The following is a 19,887-nucleotide window of genomic DNA, read 5'->3' on the forward strand; positions in this document are numbered from 1 at the left end:
TCTTAAAATGCGATGTCTTTATTATGAAAGATTAGAATTTTACTGTCCTAAACAAGAGTTGCCTATCCATGAAGCCCCATGATGTAATATTAGAGTCTGCAAAACCTGCTGAACTTTTATCTGCCTGCCCGAAACACAAACCGACACCATTACTTAAAAGGTCAGTTCAAAATAATTCGATCTGGATTAAAGATGAAACTGATAGAATGGGACTTGGTGCGTTCAAAGCCTTGGGCGGCGTTTACGCCGTGGGGAGTATAATCGCTAAAAAACAAGATTTGCCGATAAAAACTGATAGTTTTTTTCTTGATGAATTTAAATCATGCGCTCGAAACATAACTTTTGTTTGCGCGAGTGCTGGAAATCATGGTCTTGCAGTTGCTGCAGGTGCTCAAATTTTTGGTGCTAAAGCACGGATACATCTGTCTGATACGGTTCCAGAGGATTTCGCTCTGAGGCTTAAACAAAAAAATGCAGAAGTAGTTAGGTCAGGAGCTAACTATGAAGAAAGTATTGAGGCCGCTATTAAAGATGCTAACGATAGTGGTGCAATTCATTTAGCCGATGGATCATGGCCTGGATATATTGAGCCTCCAAGGCTGGTAATGGAAGGTTACACAATCATGGCTAAGGAGTTGCGTGAGGAATTCGAGCAGTTAAATGATTGGCCTACGCATGTATACCTCCAAGCTGGCGTGGGAGGATTCGCAGCGGCAATAGCCTTCGAGATCCGTAAAAGCTGGAGAGTTCAGCCCGAAATTCTTATTGTTGAACCGGATGCGGCGCCTTGTCTGAAAGAAAGTATCGAGTATGGTAAAATTATTACGGTTGAGGGGCCGGTTTCGGATATGGGGCGACTAGATTGTAAGACACCCTCCCTCATAGCCTTTGAAATTCTTTCATCTGCTGCAAATGATTTTTGTTTGATAACCGAAGAGCAAGCATATGATGCGGTAAGGATAGCGGGTGAAATGGGGCTTGCGACCTCTCCATCTGGTGCAGCTGGTTTGGCTGCTTTGTTGGCAAATTCAGATAAGGATGCATCATCTTTAGTATTTTTTACTGAAGGAAGTGTGAATTAATAGATGTTACCGACGAACGCCTAAACACTTATTGTGTTTATGTTAAATAAATATTTCTTGTTTTATTCTCTTTAACCGTCTAAACGGCTTCTAGCTTTACGATACTCTATCCAAATGTCGCGATATGTGGCAGGAATTTTTATTCTACTGTTTTCTTTGTTTTGAGTTTCGCCATACGTTTTTACAATTGCGTATGCTGCTAAATACACGACTAAGAAAAAGGAAAATAAATGTATTACCGAAGACTTATTTCTTGTTATGAGGTGAATGATTATGCACTTTAATGAGTTCCCCCTCCCTGAAGCAATTCAGCATAAATTAGAAGCACTCAATTTTAAAACGCCTACTGCCATCCAACAGAAAGCGATACCTGTGGCGTTAAACGGTAAAGATATTCTCGGTTCTGCGCAGACAGGCACTGGTAAAACGGCTGCTTTTTCGATTCCTTTACTTACAAAGATCATGAACAATGCAGAGGTGCGTGGGCTTATAGTTACACCAACCCGTGAATTGGCCATGCAAGTTGATGCACAAATTCGGATGCTTTTGAGTTTGAAATCAAAGATTCGGTCACTTGTATTGATTGGTGGCGCATCCATGGATCGTCAGATCCAAATGTTGTCAAAAAACCCACGAATTATAGTTGGAACACCTGGCCGAATTATCGATCACTTAGATAGGAATAGTCTTGATTTGTCTTCATTTAATTATGTGGTTTTGGATGAAACTGATCGAATGCTTGATATGGGTTTCTCCGCCCCAATTGCAAAAATTTTCGATAATGTCGCTGTTGAACGTCAAACCTTGCTGTTTTCGGCCACCTTACCAAAGGGTATTGAAAAAGCATCTGCAAAATATTTAAATAATCCTGCTCGAATTGAAATTGGGCAGGCTAACAGTGCTAGCCAAAATATAGTTCAGACAACAGAATTTGTGAACAAAGAGGGTAAATTCGAAGCGCTTGTGTATGCTCTACGTCAGCATGAAGAAAGCGTGATTGTATTTATGAATAGTAAATTTGCCACTGAGAAATTGGCAAAGCGTCTGAAGGTTTCTAACATATCAGCAAGCGCAATTCACGGCGATCTGCGTCAAAATAAGAGAGAGCGTGTTATTTTGGGGCTTCGAAACAACAAATTTAGAGTGCTGGTGGCAACAGATGTTGCTGCACGTGGAATTGATATACCTCACATACACCAGGTGATTAACTTTGATCTCCCAAGGCAAACGGAAGATTATATTCACCGAATTGGTCGAACCGGCCGTAATGGTGCGAACGGATTAGCTTTGAACCTAGTAACAACCGCAGATAAGAGTAAATTGGCAGAAATCGATGAATTACTGGGAGGAAAGTCAGGTAGCTCATCGACAAAAAGAAGTCAGAGAAAACCATCTCGTAAAAAACCTCAATCAAATAGTCGTTGGCGGCATAAGCGGAAATCACACGCCAAAGCTGCCTGAGAGTGATATCTTCTTGCGTATTTTGGTTAGTTATAACTAGATCATTAATTTAATTTGATATTATTTGGTGTGTTTATGAGGTTGAATGATAATTTCCTTGGTGCGGCCCTAATGACATGCTGCGTATTGGCTTATGTTTTGAACGACGCCATAATGAAGTTATTATTCTTGGACATTGATTTTTTCCAGGCTATTTTTTTACGGGGTCTTGTAAGCTTGCCTCCTCTATTGATTCTAGCACTTGTGACTAAGACTTTGGTGCAACAATACTCTAGAAAAAATAAACAACTTATTATTATTCGTATCTTAGCCGAAATTGGTACGACGGTTACTTTTTTATCAGCTCTAAAGTATATGCCTCTTGCAAATGTTACGGCGATATTACAGTCACTACCATTAGCAATTACAATGGCGGCTGCTCTATTTCTGAGGGAACGGGTTGGTTGGCGCCGATGGAGTGCAATTTTAATTGGATTTACCGGTGTATTAATTATCATTCGGCCAGGTCTTGCTGGTTTTAATTCATATTCACTTTTGGCTCTCGCAGCAGTGATTTTATTAACAATTCGAGAAATATCTACACGAAAGCTTGATAGTGAAATTCCTACCATCACTGTGGCTTTTTCGACTACCCTCGGTATCACAGTATTTGCGGCGTTACCACTTATTGGAAGTGAGTGGGTTGAAGTTCATATAACGTCTTGGTTATTGATTATAATTTCAGCAGCAGCCGTCACTGTTGCTACTCTATTCGGTATTGTAGCAATGAGGACAGGCGATATAAGTTTTGTTTCCCCTTTTAGATATACATCGCTTATTGGAGCACTTGGATTAGGGGTTTTGTTTTTTGGCGAATGGCCAGACGGGGTGACACTATTGGGAGCCTTTATAATTGTCTTTTCTGGCTTTTACTCTTTACATAGAGAACATATTTTGAGTGCCAGTAAGTAGTTAATAAAAAGGCCTTACTTTTTATGCGATTACATTGAAATCTGGACCGTAGGGATATTTCGTAATATTTTCGTTTCCATTTTCCGTTATGATCAGAATATCATGCTCTCGATATCCTCCAGCCCCTGGTTGGCTATTTGGTATTGTCAACATTGGTTCCATAGAAATAACCATTCCCGGTTTTAGAATTGTATCGATGTCCTCCCGCAGTTCTAAGCCAGCCTCTCTCCCGTAATAATGACTGAGGACACCAAACGAGTGCCCGTAACCAAACGTGCGATATTGTAAGAGACCTCGATCCTCAAAGAACTTATTTATCTTTTGAGTAACTTCTGCGCAGCTAATATTGGGTTTTAGCAAGCTTATTCCATACTCATGTGCAGCAATGTTTGCCTTCCAAATATCAAGTGAGACTTTATCTACCTCACCTAAAAACATAGTTCTTTCTAGTGCTGTGTAATAACCAGAAATCATCGGAAAAGTATTTAAAGATAAAATATCGCCTAACTGTAGTTTACGCGAAGTTACGGGGTTGTGAGCGCCATCGGTGTTAATCCCAGATTGAAACCAAACCCACGTATCACGGTATTCTGAATCCGGGAACCTTCTTGCAATTTCTAATTCCATTGCATCACGGCCAGCCATTGCCACATCTAGTTCGCGTGCACCACTTTTGACAGCATCTTTGATAGCGTAACCCCCTATATCCGCTACTGCAGCTCCCTGTCGGATTAGATCAAGTTCCGCATCTGATTTATTCATTCTATGAAGCATTGTATCATTGCTGATGTCTAAAAATGCCCTCGGCTCTAAAAATTCGTCTAGCAGGCTTTTCTGCGTAATTGAAAGTTGATCACCTTCAATTCCCAAGATAATATTTTTACCGGTAACACTGAGTATACTCCGAAAGAAATTATTCCGATGCCAGTCCGTATATGTGATATTATCACCATGGCATCTGCGCCAGGGTTGCGCGGCATCAATTCCCGCTGAAATTGTTATGCTGTTGTCGGTGGTTACAATAAGGCCATATGGTCTGCCAAAACTACAATATAAAAAGCCTGAGTAGTAGGCGATGTTATGCATAGACGTAAAAATGCAAGCATCTAGTCCTCTATTACTCATAACTTTACGTAAGATTGAAAGACGTGCGTCATACTCATCCGGTGAAAACGGCAGCGTTTTTTCACCTTGGTGAAAGCGATATTGTTGAGGACGTTCCATCATACACTCCTTTACATCAAATCTGCTGTAAATGGTGACTAGGAAATGACCTTCACCCACCATTAAAAGGCAGAGTAAGATCCCGGCGTTCAGGATGGTTTTTTAAGTTGTCTGATTGTTCAGAGGCGACGCCATCGCCCAACCATATAAAAATCGTTAAACTGATAATAATTTTTTGTCAAATTAATATCAGTGAACAAATGATGCATTTTTTTGTGGCCCGTCGAATAATACTTTTTGATTTTTTTGTACTTTAATTGGTAGTCCCATGGCATCCAGAGTACGAATTAGGCACAGGCTCAGTTCTGTAAAGTTTTCTTTTTGAAAGGTTCTCATAAATTTCAACTTCAAGTGGATAACAAGAAGCCTCGTTACTGGAATGTTTGCTCGAACAATCGCCACCGGGGCAAGCCGATAAACCTACAATTAAATTAATTTCAGCGAAAAACTCTAGGTAATCACCCGGTCTTACCGGACTTGCTTTCATGAAATATTGTCCTGTGTCTCTGGTAAAGCCAGTACACATAAAAACATTTAATACATCGTGCACAAATTGTTCTGCTTCGAAAATTTCCAAATTCATATATTTTGCAAGTGCGCGTGTTAAATTCGAATGACAGCAATTGTCATAATCGCTGCCGGAAAGAAGTTTGTTTGTATATGGATCACATCTGGTTCCGATTACGTCATGAACAGACCCTCCATATTTATCAATGCCGTACCAATCCAGAGTATCTGCCGTGATTGTTGCCATTGGTCTAAGTTGTGGAAAGTTGGACCAAAGCCTATCCCCAGTACTAACATGAGAACCGTGAAGTGCTCGTGTTTTACCTGAATAAAACTTCTCATTTAAATTGTTTTCAGCCCATAGGTTGAGATCACCAACCTGGGGACCCTTTGAAGATATAATACGAAAGAACTGGCCGGACTTCACAGAAAAACAGGCTCCTTCGCGAGGTTCCACGACGATCTTTTTTATGAGTGTTAGAGTTTTTTTACTTTTGTCGAGCTCACGTAGATCCGGATCTGGAAGAGTTTCATTTGGATAGCAAATTACAGGGCGTACTTCTTTTCGTTTATCTGCATCATTTGGAATAGCCATTTAAATAATTTCCATAAGTTCTTGATTTATACCTTATACTAATTTTTTATTGCCGAAATGCATCGGTTATTTAACATTGTACGAATTAAATTATTCATTTCGATATTTGTAATTAACTTCGAGGTAGGGTTTTTGAAGATTAAGTTGCAGAAATAATAGTTATGAAATCAAACGGAGGAAATAATATGGCGTCAAAATATTCTGGGGGCTGTAAGTGTGGGAATATCACTTATACCGTCCATGGAGAAGCACAATGGAGAGTCAGTTGCCATTGTAATTGGTGCCAAACTACTAGTGGGGCAGCTTTTCGGACATTTGTGTTATTTAACGAAAGTGATTTAGAGATCTCTGGTGATACCTTGAAGTCTTACGAAGACACTAACACCGATCATGGTCGTCCAATGATTAATCAATTTTGTTCCAGATGTGGGACACAGCTTGGAATAAAAGTGCCAAGTATGGATGCTCGGCATATCGCATTGGGTACATTAGATCAGAGAAAGGAAATAGAAATAAAAGATAATATCTGGTGGCAGGAAGCACTAAACTTTGTTTCTTTTCCAAATAACTCTGATGTTTACAAAACTGGTTATTGGAATGGTACTGGAGAAAAAATACTGAATTCATAAGCTTCTCTATCTAAAATCTGGAATTTTCATAATCAATTGAGAGAAAATGAGTAAAGAAAAACGAAACGTCATTATCACCTGTGCTGTTACAGGAGCTATTCATACGCCAAGTATGTCTAAATACTTACCAGTTTCGCCTGATGAAATTGCTGATGCAGCAATTTTAGCTGCTGGCGCGGGTGCCTCAATTCTTCACCTGCATGCTAGGGATCCGAGTAACGGTAAGCCAACGCAGGATCCTGCAGTTTTTGAGGGAATTTTACTGAAAATTAAAAAGGAAACCGATGCTGTTATCAATATAACTACCGGAGGTAGCCCGCATATGACAGTAGAAGAACGTATGATGCCAGCCTCAGTTTTTAAACCTGAGCTTGCATCGTTAAATATGGGGTCGATGAACTTCGGGCTGTATCCTATGCTCGATCGCTTTAGCGAGTTTGAGCATACTTGGGAAAGAGATAACCTTGAGAAGTCACGGGACTTAGTATTCAAAAATACTTTTCAAGATATAGAGACAATACTGAAGATCGGTAAGTCTAATGAAACAAGATTTGAATTTGAATGTTATGATATTTCACATCTATATAACTTGAAACATTTTGTTGACCGAAGCTTAATATCTCCACCATTTTTCATTCAATCAGTCTTTGGTTTGTTGGGGGGAATTGGCGCACACCCAGAAGATTTAATGCACATGAAGCGAACAGCTGACCGCTTGTTCGGAAGTGATTATCAATGGTCTATTCTAGGGGCGGGTAAAAATCAGATGACATTAGCATCAATGGGTGCAGCCCAAGGTGCAAATGTGCGGGTTGGACTTGAAGACTCGCTGTGGATAGAGCCTGGCAAGTTGGCTCAATCTAGCAAAGATCAAGTGACTAAGGTGCGAAATATTCTTGAGGAGCTTTCGCTTGATATCGCTACACCCAACCAGGTGCGGGATATGTTGAAACTTAAAGGCAGTAGGCATGTTGCTTTCTAAATTATGAATAGGTTTTTAAAATTTGAATAAAGTGACATTCATTGGAAAACTACGGAATGACTTTGTTTAAGCAAACGAGGGTCTAAAGATTTTATTAAAACTTTCTTACCCTGTAGTATTTCAAAGCTTCTTTCGAGGGTTTCAGTTTCCAGGCGATCCATCGCCTCTTTAGTGTAGAAGGTCAAATGAGGCATAAGGATAACGTTGGGTCTGCCGTATAATTCCTTCATTGGATGGTTTCGTGAATTCAGTGGTTCTTGGCTAAAAACATCTAATCCTAGACCCGCAATCCACTTTTCTTTAATTGCTTTAATTAATGCTTGCTCATCAATTATTGCTCCTCTGGCCGAATTAATCAGAATAGCATTTGGTTTCATCTGTCGTAATTCTTTTCCACCAATTAATTTCTCAGTTTCAGAATTTAAAACACTGTGAATACTCACGAAGTCGCTGTCTGATAGTAGTTTGCTTAAAGAGTTATATTTTGTAACGCCAAATTTTTCCATTTCATGGTCATCGGTATGAGGACTAAATGCTATAACTCTTGCACGAAAGCCGTTATGAGCCATACGCGCCATGCTTTTCCCTATCTTCCCAAAACCTACTATACCTAAAGTCTTGCCCGCGATGTCAGATCCAAGCCATTTGGGCTCTGGCCATGCCCACCCATTGTTTTCCATTTGATTTTGAATTGCTGGCAATTTCTTTGCAAGCGCGATGAGCATTGCAAATGCTCCCTCAGCCACCGTTTCTTCCGCATACTCTGGAATATTTACAACAGGTATGCCCTTGGCTGCGGCAGCTGGAATGTCGATAGCATCAATTCCAACCCCATATTTTACGATGCCTTTTAGTTTTTTGGCAGCTTCAATCACTCTGCGTGTTATCGGAGTGTAACACATAAGAATAAGTTCTGTGTCTCTGGTCTCTTCAATTAATTGATCTTCAGTAATACCGTCCGGCAACAGAACCAATTGATGACCGGCCTCTTTTATTTTAGCATCAATCATAGGAGTATGGAGCTCTCTGTCAGTTCGAACTATCTTCAAAAGGGTTCCTAGATGTTAGTTTTGTGGTGCGGTTGCTATCTTCAGAAATAATACAAGATCATTAAGATCACTGTCATTTTTAATTACTTGAATTGGCATTTTGGAGCCCGGCGTTACAACATCGGGGCCATGGTCGAAAAGATCGCTGATAGTGATCTCATCCCAAATCAAATTACTATTTTTAAGAGCCTCAGAATAAGTATACCCCTCGGCTGTTCCAGCTTTTCGGCCAAATATTCCATAAAGTGTTGGGCCTGCACGTCTTTTGTAATTAGGCTCAAGCGAGTGGCAAACACTACATTTTCGAGCAAATTGCCGGGCTCCATTGTCCATCGTTGCCAATTTTGGATGGAAACGCCTATTTGCTGGGATTTCTACCTCTATGTCATCTGCTGAAATACCGACCGGCAAAGTAGTAAAAAAATCATCCAGCCCTGCTACTGCCAGCTTTTCCGCGTTTTCAAATAAGGTTAAACCCCAAACCGGACCGTCGGTGATGTGAAAATCATTTTGTACCGAACTGCTTGCCATATCTGCAATGACAACTCTTCCACCAGCGGTGCCAAATGCAAGCTTTTGAAAAACTGGATGATATTGAATAGATAGTACTGGGTCTTTACCGCTTGCCATTGTGACTGATATATCATTCTCGTCAAGCGATTGGATTTTCATTGCGCCATCTGCGGTTCCGTAAGCGATAAACCTGAGTTTTTCGTCAACGTGCATTACGTTGACACCCCAACCATTTCTAACAAGTGAACGGGTATTTCTCTTTTCTTTTAGATCCCATAATCTGATGTGACCATCTCTGCCTGCACTTAACAGTTGGGAATTTTCATTTAAAAATTGAACTGCGTTCACAGGTCCTAGGTGTCCAGCCAACTCAGCAATTAAACTCATATCTTCCAAGGACCAAACACGTATATATCCATCCCAACTGGCACTCGCCATCAATTTCGAGTCAGTAGAAAATGTAATATTTGCAATTTTACCTTTGTGTAAAAATTTAGCTGCAGGGGATGGATCTTCCGAACCCCAAATAACGTTCATATCCCAGATGAGTGTGTAGAAATCATCTCCGCCGGTTGCTAGAAATCGTCCGTTGGGAGAGAAAGCTGCTGTTACTACAGACGCATCATGACCCAGTAACCGATGGCTCTCCTGAAATGATTGTGTGTCCCATAGAACAACGGAGTAGTCAAAGCTAACACTGGCCATAAATTGATCATTTGGAGACACAACAAGATCCTTAACTGGCCCTCCGTGGCCCAACACTCGGTCTAAAGAAACCGCTGGCAAAGTGCTTATAAAGAAAAACGATATACAAACGCTTGCATTTTTCAGAAACCTGTACGTCATATAAGATCCCAGACTCATCAATCTTTATATGCTAGCATACCCAAAGCTGACCGCTCAAATCTTTTTTAGTATGGCTTAAGCGACTTCTTGTCCTAGGCTGGCTTCATATAATCTGAACCAATCCTGGCGATTCAATTCTACTTTAGTCGCATCGGAGATCGAAGAAATTCTATCGATGTTGTTTGTTCCCAGGATGGGTAGGATTTTTGCAGGATGTGCTAATAAGAAAGCTACCGCGATTGCGGCACGGTCGACCTGATTTTTTTTGGCAATTTCATCAAGTACTTCCTGAGTTTTCCCGTTGCCAGTTAGCAGATCACCGCCTCCAAGAGGCGACCAAGCCATAATACTATGACCATGCATCTGATGAAATGCTAAATCCCCATTGGTAAATGCACCCAATTCTTTTAAACTTATTTCAATTTGGTTTGTGATTAGTTTGTTATTCATTGCAGATTGTAATAATTCCCAATCCCATGGTCTGAAATTAGATGCTCCAATTGAACCTACTTTCCCAACGGCTACTAATTCATCGAGCGCCGCGCCAGTAAGGTGGTGGTTCATGAACGGGTCGGGTCTATGTATTAAGAGTAGATCAATATATTCAATACCCATTTCTACGAGTGAGGCGTCAACACTGGCATGAATGTGCTCTCTAGAGGTGTCATAGTGTTTGACTTTGGCTCCAGAGTGTCTTCCGGCATCAATAACGATATCACATTTTGTGACAATTTCCATTTGATCACGTAGGGCTGGTTTTTTCTTTAAAGCCTGTCCCAGAACTGCTTCAGCAGTATACCCTCCGTAAATATCTGCCTGATCAAAAGTTGTTATTCCCTGTTCTAGGCATTTGTTTATTTTAGTTTCCACATGCGATACTGACGTATCGACGTCATCTGCCAGTCTCCACATCCCGTAAATTAAACGACTAAATTCAAGTTTTTCAGATAGTTTTACTCTTTCCATCAGACTCGTTCTCCTGTCCCTAGGGGTGTTTTGGGTGTTACATTAGGTACTCGCCCATATGCGTGGGGTAAGGAGCAGGTGTCCATATTGGGCATCACGAGTTTTCCAAAATATTCAGCTTCGTCTATGTGAGGATACCCTGACAGTATAAATGCTCTTATACCCATTTTTTTATAGCTCTCCAATTTTGAACAAACTTGATCGGCTGAACCTACTATTGCTGCCCCACAACCTGATCTTGCTCGTCCTACACCAGTCCAAAGGTTCTCTTCGACATATCCGTATTTGTCTGCTAGTTCTCTATTCTTTGCTTGATGAGCAACTCCAAGTGAGGTTGAATCAAGCGCTCTATCCCTAATGATTTTACCATATTCGTCATCCAGCTTTGAAACTATATAATCCGCGTATTCTCTCGCTTCTTGTTCGGTTTCACGGACAATCATATGTACTCTTAATCCATAATCTAATGTTCGTTTGTATCTCTCTGCAACGGCATGGACAGCTTTCATTCGGTTTTTAAGTTCATCAATTTTTTCTGGCCACATTAGATAAATATCACAGTGTTTCCCGCATAATTCTAAAGCATCTGGAGAATAGCCGCCGAAATATAATAGGGGACCCCCATTTTGATATGGCTTAACTGGATCTGTGCTTAATCCCTTAAAATTATAAATATCTCCTTCAAAATTTATTTCGTCTTGTGTCCACGCTTGCTTCAATATTTCCACAACTTCCCGTGATCTTTGATAACGATATGGGCTAGGTTCAGTTTGACCGGGAAAGTCTGAACTTATTATGTTTACAGTAAGTCGCCCCTCAAGCATATGATCAAGAGTTGAGAGCGTTCTACCAAGCATAATCGGTTGCATTTCTCCGCATCTCACTGCAGCTAGGAGATTGATGCTTTTAGTTATTGGTGCGCAACCTGCTACAAACGAAAGCGTGTCTTGGCCTACTTGATAAGATGACGGGCATAAGACATTTCTGAAGCCCTGAGCTTCCGCCGTTTTTACGATATTCGAACAGTGGACCCAATTTGATCTTAAACTTCCATCGGGAACACCTAAGAACTGATAGTCATCTGAGCACAACGCGGAAAACCAAGCAACTTCACTTGACTTGAGATCTTCTGAAGTAATTGGAACAATGCTCATGGGTACCTCTAATTATTGTTTGGCTTTCTATTTGCTAGCATCAGAAAAAAGGTATATCAATAGTATATCAATCTTACACTTACTGAATTTGAAAGATAATAAAATTGATTGAGCATAATTTTAATATCGGTCCAAATTCTTTGCCAAAATACGTACAAATCTCAGAGTTTTTAGCTCGTGAGATTGCATCGGGCAGACTCGTATCGGGAGAGCGCTTGGCACCTGAACGTCAAATGGCTAAAAATTTTAAAACATCAGTGATGACTTTGAGAAAAGCACTGAGCCGTCTGGATGACTTAGGACTTTTGAAGCGCGTTCATGGATCGGGTAATTATGTTAAGCAAAACAATGTGGACGGAAGCGTTTACGCCATGTTTAGGCTTGAGCTAATTGGCGGAGGCGGATTACCACGAGCCGATATATTAGCTGTAAATTTGATGAGAAAGCCCAAAGATTTAATTGCATTTGGACTTTCAGATAATGCCACCCGTGTAAGGCGTTTAAGGTATTTAAATGATTTAGTTATTGCCCTTGAGGAGATCTGGTTAGATGAAAGTGTCGGTATTGTGCAAGGGAAAAATTTATCAGACTCACTTTATAATTATTATCGTGAACATTTAGGTTTGTGGATTTCAAAAGCTGAAGACTACGTATCGTTAGAAAAGGTGCCCTCATGGTCGCCCAAAGCTTTTTTATTAGATAGAGGCACTTTAACAGGGTATGTTGAAAGACTAAGTTGGGGTCAGTTTGAGTATCCAGTAGAATATTCTCGAACATGGTTTGACACTTCGCGGTCAAGGTATGTCCAAAGGATGAAGTGAGAAATAGATGATAAATTATGGAATTATTGGATGTGGAATGATGGGTCATGAGCATCTTAATAATATTAAACTACTGGCCGGAACCAATATCTCTGTAATATTTGAGCCAAATAGGGATATGGCACAGTCGGCATTAAAAGTCGCCCCTGAGGCCTTATTTGCTGATAATCTGGAAGGGTTATTGGAGTTTTCAGATCTTGATTGTCTTGTCATAGCAAGCCCAAATCATTGTCACCTCCCACAACTGCGAAAAATTGCCGAAATGCGAAACCTTCCTATTTTGGTTGAAAAGCCACTTTTCACGGCTGTTGAGGATAAAGAGATAATTTTAAATTTTGCTCGAGATTACAAATCACCTGTTTGGGTTGCCATGGAATATAGGTATATGCCTCCAATTTCATCATTTATGGACGCAGTAGAGGCAGTGACCGGTGGTATTAAGATGTTAACTATCCGTGAACATCGTTTTCCATTTCTGTGTAAGGTTGGAGATTGGAACAGATTCAACACTAACTCAGGTGGAACTTTTGTTGAAAAATGCTGCCATTTTTTTGATCTAATGCGGTTAATAACAAAGTCAGAACCAAAGCGGATAATGGCAAGTGCGGGTCAGAATGTTAATCATTTAGATGAAATATATGATGGCAAAAAACCTGATATTTTGGATAATGGTTATGTCCTTGTAGATTTTGAGAATGGTATAAGAGCAATGCTGGAACTTTGTATGTTTGCAGAGGGCTCCAAGTATCAAGAAGAGATAATTGCTGTAGGTCCTCAGGGGAAGCTCGAAACAAAAATACCTGGTCCTTCGCGGTTTTGGCCAAAAAAACTAGGAGACCCTCCAGTGCCGTTAGTAATTCAAAGCCCTCGATATCCTATGGACCCTAAGGTTACTGAGGTTACTGTAGATCCAGTTTTACTTGAGGCCGGTGACCACAATGGTTCTACTTATTATCAGCATAAAAGGTTTCTAGATCTTGTGCTTGGAAAAATTCAAAAGCCAGATGTTACCCTGGAGGATGGCTATAAAGCTGTGATTATGGGTATGGCAGCACAGGAAAGCGCTAAAGAGGGCCGTGCTGTTGAGTTTGATTAGCCGAAACGCTATTGGCCTACACAATGGCCGCTGCTTGGCACATTATTTTTAATTTTTCCTCGGCTAGGTTGGGTGGTAGCAGGCCCAGTCCACAATCTGGTGCAACTATTAATCGTTCTCTATCTATATGACTAAGCGCTTGTTTGAGGCGATTAACTACTTCGTCTAAAGTTTCGATCTTACTCGACGCAATGGCAATACTTCCAAAAATCACTGCCTTCTTTTTAAATCTTTCGAGAAGGTCAAGATCATTGCAGCAGTGTTTGTCTTCAATTGAAATTTGATCAAACTCAGCATCATCTATCATCGAACTAAGATCAATATAGCTCTGAGGGTCGGCCTTCTTGTATTCTGAATCGTCTAAATGATCAGGATATCCACAACACATATGCACTATGCGTTTTACTGAATTTGGAACTTTATGAAAACATCTATCGATCCCTTCAAAACCAAATGATAAAGCGTCATTTACCTGTCTTGCAAAAAGTGGTTCGTCTACCTGAATATGCTTGCAACCTGCGTCTACTAGAGCAAGAATTTCCTTATTGATCGTCTCTGCCAAAACTTTATTGAGCCTTGGTCTGTCGTCATAAAAACAATCTGCAGTTGTATCCATAATCGTCAGCGGACCAGGCAATGTGAACTTTAGGGGCTTTGATGATAGCTTTTGAGCTGTTGTAAAGTCACTCACTGAATAGGCAGCTCCACTATGTGATATATCGTTTCTTATGGCAGGCAGGTCCGTCTCATAAGCGCCATCTCGCAAAATTCGATGTTCAAGTTTACCGAAATCAAATCCTGACAAGTTTCTACAATGATAGTGAATGTAGTTTTCTCTTCGGACTTCTCCATCGGTCGGAATATCAATACCGGCTCTTATTTGGATATCGATCACTTCTTTTGCGGCTTTTACAAATAATTCTTCGTTTTCTTCCTTATTTTTTGAAAGGTCTGCTACATAATTTCGTGTTGTTTCTGCGCAATTCATACCACCTTTTTCCCGTGAGATATCAAACCAATCTCTTATGGGTGTGTATTTGGGCTTGGGAAATGAACCAATTGTTGTCGTTAGGAGCGGGAGTGGCATTGTAATTCCGTCTAGGTTGTAAATCCTTTTTTATTACAAATTTCAAAAAAGGCTATTCAAAATTTGTATCCAGTTTAAAATTTTAATTGATTTTTATGCCTATTAGTAACAAGATTTAGAAGGACTACTCGACTAACTAAACCTGGAGGTAAATTTATGACTAAGAACAAAAACTCTTCGCTATCCACTGGGATGGCCGCTAAAGAGTTCAATCGTAGAACTCTAATAAAGCGAGGTGCTGCGCTAGCTGCTTTCGCACCTGTGGCTCCTATGTTCGTCAAAAACGCTTTTGCTGCTACCAGCGGTGAGGTGAATGTTTTGATGTGGGGGGAGTATCTACCTGACTCAGTACTTGCAGATTTCAAAGCAAAAACTGGTATTACAGTAAATCACACAAAAATTGGTGATAATGGTGAAATTATTGCTAAAATGAAAGCAGGTGGAGGCGCTGGTTTTGATTTGGCAAGTCCTACAAATATGAGAGCGCTGCAGTGGGAAAATCTTGGTGTTTTAGCTCCATTCGATATGAACAAAATTACCAATATCGGAAATGTGAACCCAGGAATGGTCGCTGTTGGTGAAAGAGATTGGAACTTTGGTGGTAAGGGCTCTCACTGGGTTCCTCAGTTATGGGGCACAGAGTCAATTTCATGGCGTACCGACAAATGGACTCCTGATGGACTTCCTAGTTTTGGAGATCTTTGGGAACCAAACCCAGGTATTGATGGCGCATTTATGATGGGTCGAACATACTCAATGATGACAGGCTGCGGTATTTGGATGCATCATCAGGGTAAAATGGATTTTTGGTCTTCCTACAAAGACGAAGACACAATGCGCAAGAACTGGGAAATAATTACAGAATACTGTATTGCTAAAAAAGGTAACTTGGTAAAATTCTGGTCAGGTGCTGATCCTCAGAAACAAGGCTTTACATCTGATGGTGTAGTTGTTGGACAAACATGGGATGGACCAATTGTTTCAATGATGAAAGCTGGTGAGCCTGTCGCTTATCAAACAACGGAAGAGGGTGCTTTAGCCTGGGTTGACGGAATTACGCTTTCAGCCAAGGCGGAAAATATTGATGAGGCTTATGAGCTAATTAATTATAGCTTTACCCCAGAAGTTGGTGGGCAAACTATTAATGAGATAGGCTATAATTCAGCTGTTATCGGAGCTTCAGATTTCTATTCTGATGAAACTAAAGCGATTTCTCAGGCCGTTTATCCTGGTGATACAGCGTCTAAACTGAACGCGTGGCCACCTGAGCCACCTTGGTTTGCAGATGCGCGCGCCGAGTATGCTAACAAATTTGAAACGGCATAAGTTGTAAACATAAAAATAAGCGGGCGCCAAGTTTATGCTTGGCGCTCGTTTAGTTTATCGGTATCCAAAATATACTGAGGAATAGAATTAATGAGTGCAGACGTTGAACTCCAGGGCGTATCAATCGCATTTGGCGATTTTTATGCCGCAAAAAACGTAAATGTTAAAATAGAGGCAGGTGAGTTTTTTAGTTTCCTTGGGCCTTCTGGTTGTGGCAAAACTACTCTTCTAAGGGCAGTTTCAGGTTTTCTTGAACCGTCTGAAGGTAAAGTTCTTATCGGTGGGCAAAATATGTCAGGCATTGGGCCAAATAAACGCCCAACATCTTTAATTTTCCAAAATTTAGCATTGTTTCCATTAATGTCTGTTGCTGATAATATTGCTTTTTCTTTAGAGGTTAGAGGCGTAAGCAAGCAGGCAAGACGCAAACGAGCGGATGAATTGCTTGATTTGGTAGCGTTAAATGGACAGGGCGATAAAAAAGTTCATGAATTATCTGGAGGCCAGAAGCAAAGAGTAGCAATAGCGAGAGCTCTGGCAGTAGAGCCTGAAGTTCTTTTGCTTGATGAACCACTATCTGCACTCGATCTTAAATTGCGTCAAAAAATGAGAACTGAACTCAGAGCAATACAGCAGAGAGTTGGAATTACGTTCATCTACATAACCCATGATCAAGGCGAGGCTCTGACCATGTCTGACAGAGTTGGCGTTATGAATGATGGTCAACTTGAGCAAGTGGGTTCGTGTTATGAAGTATATCAAGCTCCGAGTACTCCGTTTGTTGCAACTTTTGTTGGAGAAAATAATGCCTTTTCAGGAAAGGTAGAAAAGGTTTCCAAAGGCATCGCCAAGGTGAATGTTGAAGGCACCTCCTTTAGTGGATCTATTGGTAAGACAACTGTAGGTGATCCACACCCAGTCGGCGTTGGAGACGATGTATTTATTTTTGTCAGGCCAGAATCTCTGAGTTTGGCAAAAGGTACCAAGGCTCCAAAAAATAAGTTTTCTGCAGATATTGAAACTATCGAATTTGAAGGAAATTTGAAGAATATTTATTTAAAATCGAGTAAAAATAAAAGCACTCGATTTAGTGTGCCAAGTGTATTTGACACATCTGATCTAATACCAGGCTCTACTATCGAGCTGTCTTTTTCGGCTGAGAGTGCGATTGTTTTGCCAAGCGGCCCGCTGGCACTTGACTGAGGTACTGGCGTGATGGGTGGTTTTTTCAAAAAAAATGGATCAATTATTTCCACGTTTTTTTTAATTGCGATAACGTTCTGGTTGATTTTTTTAATCTTAATTCCACAGCTATATATGCTGGACCTATCATTTCGACCTAACTTACCACCGTTATTAAGAGGCGGTCCAGATGATGTCTACACTCTGACACATTATAAGCATTTTGTTTTTGGATCTGAAACGAGTAAAGACGCATACAACTATGTGGATATTGGAGTATTTGTTGATACTATTGGGACCGCCATTTTAGTCACAATTATAAATTTGTGCTTTTGTTACCCAATAGCTTTTTATATCGCAAAGCTAGCTACACCAAACGCAACACGCCTTCTTATATTGGCTCTTATTATACCTTTCTGGATAAATGAACTTCTTCGCTCTTTTGCAATTCGAATTCTATTTGCCGGTGAAGGTGTAATAAATAATTTGTTGTTGGAAATGGGTCTCCTGGATGCCGCGGTCAACTTTATTGCTCTGGACGTCGCTCTTTATACTGGACTTACATATGCCTATATACTTTTGATGATTTTCCCGCTCTACAATGCGTTAGAAACTTTGGATACAAATCAGCTTGAGGCGGCTAAAGATTTGGGTTCCTCAACACTTAGAACGCATTGGCGTATTGTAATTCCTCATGCTAAAGCTGGTATCGCTTCTGGGTCTACCATGGTCTTTATGCTTACAGCAGGAGCATTGGCTACGCCCGTAGTTCTGAGTAGCCCCAATACATTTTGGTTCACACAGCTTATTTATCAATGGTTCAATATGAATGATAATTGGTCACGTGGATCGGCATATTCTATTATTTTGTTGGTCGTTTCAGTGGCTTTTGTGCTTTTGATGATGCGTATATTTAGGGTTACAATCGGTGAGGTTGTGAGATGACCTCAAACCGTACATTCCAAGTTTTTCTTGGGCTATATATTTCTATATTTTTTCTATATTTATTTGGCCCGTTAATTATTATGAGCGTTACAGCATTTAATTCGACTGAATTCCCATCAATAACTCCGTGGGAGTGTTTTAGCTTTCGGTGGTTCAATGAGGGAAAAATTGCATATGATGGTCAGCGATTAGCTGGTTTAGCAGCTGACAGGGATTTACACGTTGGTTTGATTACGAGCCTATTTATTGCGCTTGGAGTTGTAACTTTGTCGGTTCCAATTGGAATGTCTGCTGCAATAGTTTTAACTCAGGTGCACAGTAAGTTGCGCACGCTCTTTTACTCTATGTCCATAATGCCTGTATTATTTCCTGGGGTTGTTATTGGGATTTCAACGGTTGTTTTATGGGATCGAATTGCCACGATTGGTGGTGAAGGAATTATTTCGGAGTTAGGCAGAAATGGTATCTTTTTGACGATCTTAGGTCAAACTTGCTTCATATCTACATATTGCTTTCTTATTTTCGTTGCGCGGCTTCAACGCTTTGATACTACTCAAGAAGAGGCGGCATTAGACTTGGGCGCCAGCCAGACTCAAGTATTTATGAAGATAATGATTCCATATCTTATGCCTGCTATAGGATCTTCTGCTGTTATTGCGTTTCTAGCTTCTTTTGAAAATTACAATACAACTGTATTTAGTATATTATCCGAGCAAACACTCACGACGGTGATTGCTACAAAAGTGCGTTTAGGAATTAGTCCTGCAATCAGTGCACTTGCCTTTGTCATCATTTGTATGACCCTTGTAGCGGCAGTCTTATATGAGTTCTTTCGGCGCCGTCAGGAAAAGAGAAAGGCTTTAGAGAGCGCAGCAAAAATGTATAAAGAAATCAGCAGCGATCGGTTAAAGGAAGATATCAAAAAAGCGTTTATTCTTCCAAAATCAATTTTTGTTATTTTATTTATATTTTTAATGGCAATCCTAGGTTGGCAGCAGATTATCAAAAATAATCTTTACGGCGGTGACTGCATTGCGAAGGCAGAAGATGCTAAAAAATCTAATTTTGCAGACCAATTAAAACTTCTTCAAAATAACGCTGAGTCGCTTGAATCAGAAGGTGGTGACGGAGGAACTGGAAGCACAAACGAATATAATGATATTTTCGGTGATCCAAATTTGTTCAAGAATTTTGGCGGCTTTGATAATTAATAGTTTACGCTTTTGTTTAAGTTATTTTGTTGTAAAGAGTATCGGGCTAAGGCTTAAGTTATATTCATCCTGTTGACACTTTTAAATAACCGTGTGAATTTGCGATTATAAATTGTTTTGTTTTAAAAATTAGCACCGGTAGCTCAGCTGGATAGAGCACTTGACTTCGAATCAAGGGGCCGTGGGTTCGAATCCTACCCGGTGCGCCACAAACAGCCTAACTTTATAGAGTAAAGCTAACCTAAGCATCTGACATCACT

Annotated in this window: 18 protein-coding genes and 1 tRNA gene; 12 read left to right on the forward strand and 7 right to left on the reverse strand. The window is 40.4% G+C overall.

The window, feature by feature from the left end:
* The first annotated feature begins 68 nt into the window (after positions 1 to 68).
* The 3 genes from ACTF5Q_RS09780 (at position 69) to ACTF5Q_RS09790 (ending at position 3,494) form a co-directional block, all read left to right on the forward strand.
* Positions 69 to 1,082, forward strand: coding sequence for a pyridoxal-phosphate dependent enzyme (locus ACTF5Q_RS09780; RefSeq protein ID WP_438954432.1), 1,014 nt, complete (start codon positions 69 to 71; stop codon positions 1,080 to 1,082).
* 273 nt (positions 1,083 to 1,355) lie between these two features.
* Positions 1,356 to 2,543, forward strand: coding sequence for a DEAD/DEAH box helicase (locus ACTF5Q_RS09785; protein WP_438954433.1), 1,188 nt, complete (start codon positions 1,356 to 1,358; stop codon positions 2,541 to 2,543).
* A gap of 75 nt (positions 2,544 to 2,618) precedes the next feature.
* On the forward strand, positions 2,619 to 3,494 hold the full coding sequence (locus tag ACTF5Q_RS09790; RefSeq protein ID WP_438954434.1) for a DMT family transporter: 876 nt from the start codon (positions 2,619 to 2,621) through the stop codon (positions 3,492 to 3,494).
* A 21-nt stretch (positions 3,495 to 3,515) separates the two neighbouring features.
* Here the strand turns inward: ACTF5Q_RS09790 and ACTF5Q_RS09795 are convergent, their stop codons facing one another.
* Positions 3,516 to 4,718, reverse strand: a complete 1,203-nt coding sequence (locus ACTF5Q_RS09795) for a M24 family metallopeptidase (protein ID WP_438954435.1) — start codon at positions 4,716 to 4,718, stop codon at positions 3,516 to 3,518.
* Between the two features lie 253 nt (positions 4,719 to 4,971).
* Positions 4,972 to 5,820, reverse strand: coding sequence for an urea carboxylase-associated family protein (locus ACTF5Q_RS09800; RefSeq protein WP_438954436.1), 849 nt, complete (start codon positions 5,818 to 5,820; stop codon positions 4,972 to 4,974).
* Between the two features lie 185 nt (positions 5,821 to 6,005).
* Between ACTF5Q_RS09800 and ACTF5Q_RS09805 the strand changes: the two genes are divergently transcribed.
* Positions 6,006 to 6,449, forward strand: a complete 444-nt coding sequence (locus ACTF5Q_RS09805; RefSeq protein ID WP_438954437.1) for a GFA family protein — start codon at positions 6,006 to 6,008, stop codon at positions 6,447 to 6,449.
* 46 nt (positions 6,450 to 6,495) lie between these two features.
* Complete coding sequence (locus tag ACTF5Q_RS09810; RefSeq protein ID WP_438954438.1) at positions 6,496 to 7,431, forward strand: 3-keto-5-aminohexanoate cleavage protein; 936 nt, start codon at positions 6,496 to 6,498, stop codon at positions 7,429 to 7,431.
* A gap of 38 nt (positions 7,432 to 7,469) precedes the next feature.
* On the opposite strand, the gene ACTF5Q_RS09815 is transcribed toward ACTF5Q_RS09810, so the two are convergent.
* The 4 genes from ACTF5Q_RS09815 to ACTF5Q_RS09830 all read right to left on the reverse strand — a co-directional run bounded on the left by ACTF5Q_RS09815 (position 7,470) and on the right by ACTF5Q_RS09830 (position 11,959).
* Entirely contained in the window at positions 7,470 to 8,480 is a 1,011-nt protein-coding gene (locus ACTF5Q_RS09815) for a 2-hydroxyacid dehydrogenase (protein ID WP_438954439.1), read from the reverse strand.
* A gap of 15 nt (positions 8,481 to 8,495) precedes the next feature.
* Positions 8,496 to 9,839 carry a c-type cytochrome gene (locus ACTF5Q_RS09820; protein ID WP_438954440.1) on the reverse strand — a complete coding sequence of 448 codons (1,344 nt, stop codon included), beginning with the start codon at positions 9,837 to 9,839 and terminating at the stop codon, positions 8,496 to 8,498.
* Between the two features lie 75 nt (positions 9,840 to 9,914).
* Positions 9,915 to 10,805: an aldo/keto reductase gene (locus ACTF5Q_RS09825; protein ID WP_438954441.1), complete on the reverse strand. Its 891-nt coding sequence runs from the start codon at positions 10,803 to 10,805 to the stop codon at positions 9,915 to 9,917.
* A complete protein-coding gene (locus tag ACTF5Q_RS09830; protein ID WP_438954442.1) occupies positions 10,805 to 11,959 on the reverse strand; it encodes an LLM class flavin-dependent oxidoreductase in 1,155 nt (384 codons plus the stop codon). The genes ACTF5Q_RS09825 and ACTF5Q_RS09830 overlap by 1 nt, the downstream gene beginning before the upstream one ends.
* A 104-nt stretch (positions 11,960 to 12,063) precedes the next feature.
* Here ACTF5Q_RS09830 and ACTF5Q_RS09835 point away from each other — a divergent pair, with 104 nt between their 5' ends.
* Together ACTF5Q_RS09835 and ACTF5Q_RS09840 are read left to right on the forward strand one after the other, a co-directional pair.
* Entirely contained in the window at positions 12,064 to 12,780 is a 717-nt protein-coding gene (locus tag ACTF5Q_RS09835; protein WP_438954443.1) for a GntR family transcriptional regulator, read from the forward strand.
* A gap of 7 nt (positions 12,781 to 12,787) precedes the next feature.
* Positions 12,788 to 13,876, forward strand: coding sequence for a Gfo/Idh/MocA family protein (locus ACTF5Q_RS09840; RefSeq protein ID WP_438954444.1), 1,089 nt, complete (start codon positions 12,788 to 12,790; stop codon positions 13,874 to 13,876).
* A 16-nt stretch (positions 13,877 to 13,892) separates the two neighbouring features.
* Here ACTF5Q_RS09840 and ACTF5Q_RS09845 read toward each other — a convergent pair whose 3' ends face one another.
* A complete protein-coding gene (locus ACTF5Q_RS09845; RefSeq protein WP_438954445.1) occupies positions 13,893 to 14,963 on the reverse strand; it encodes a cobalamin-independent methionine synthase II family protein in 1,071 nt (356 codons plus the stop codon).
* A 156-nt stretch (positions 14,964 to 15,119) separates the two neighbouring features.
* On the opposite strand from ACTF5Q_RS09845, the gene ACTF5Q_RS09850 reads away from it, so the two are divergent.
* The 5 genes from ACTF5Q_RS09850 (at position 15,120) to ACTF5Q_RS09870 (ending at position 19,836) form a co-directional block, all read left to right on the forward strand.
* Positions 15,120 to 16,289, forward strand: coding sequence for an extracellular solute-binding protein (locus tag ACTF5Q_RS09850; RefSeq protein WP_438954446.1), 1,170 nt, complete (start codon positions 15,120 to 15,122; stop codon positions 16,287 to 16,289).
* A 90-nt stretch (positions 16,290 to 16,379) separates the two neighbouring features.
* Positions 16,380 to 17,492 (forward strand): ABC transporter ATP-binding protein, encoded by a 1,113-nt coding sequence (locus ACTF5Q_RS09855; protein ID WP_438954447.1) that lies wholly within the window; start codon positions 16,380 to 16,382, stop codon positions 17,490 to 17,492.
* Between the two features lie 12 nt (positions 17,493 to 17,504).
* Positions 17,505 to 18,416 carry an ABC transporter permease gene (locus tag ACTF5Q_RS09860; protein ID WP_438954448.1) on the forward strand — a complete coding sequence of 304 codons (912 nt, stop codon included), beginning with the start codon at positions 17,505 to 17,507 and terminating at the stop codon, positions 18,414 to 18,416.
* Positions 18,413 to 19,627, forward strand: coding sequence for an ABC transporter permease (locus tag ACTF5Q_RS09865; RefSeq protein ID WP_438954449.1), 1,215 nt, complete (start codon positions 18,413 to 18,415; stop codon positions 19,625 to 19,627). The genes ACTF5Q_RS09860 and ACTF5Q_RS09865 overlap by 4 nt, the downstream gene beginning before the upstream one ends.
* 132 nt (positions 19,628 to 19,759) lie before the next feature.
* Positions 19,760 to 19,836: transfer RNA gene (locus ACTF5Q_RS09870), tRNA-Arg, on the forward strand.
* Positions 19,837 to 19,887 lie beyond the last annotated feature (51 nt).

Origin of the sequence: Candidatus Salinivivens marinus (assembly GCF_965655845.1) — a bacterium.
GTDB classification, from domain to species: Bacteria; Pseudomonadota; Alphaproteobacteria; order Rhodobacterales; family Rhodobacteraceae; genus Salinivivens; species Salinivivens marinus.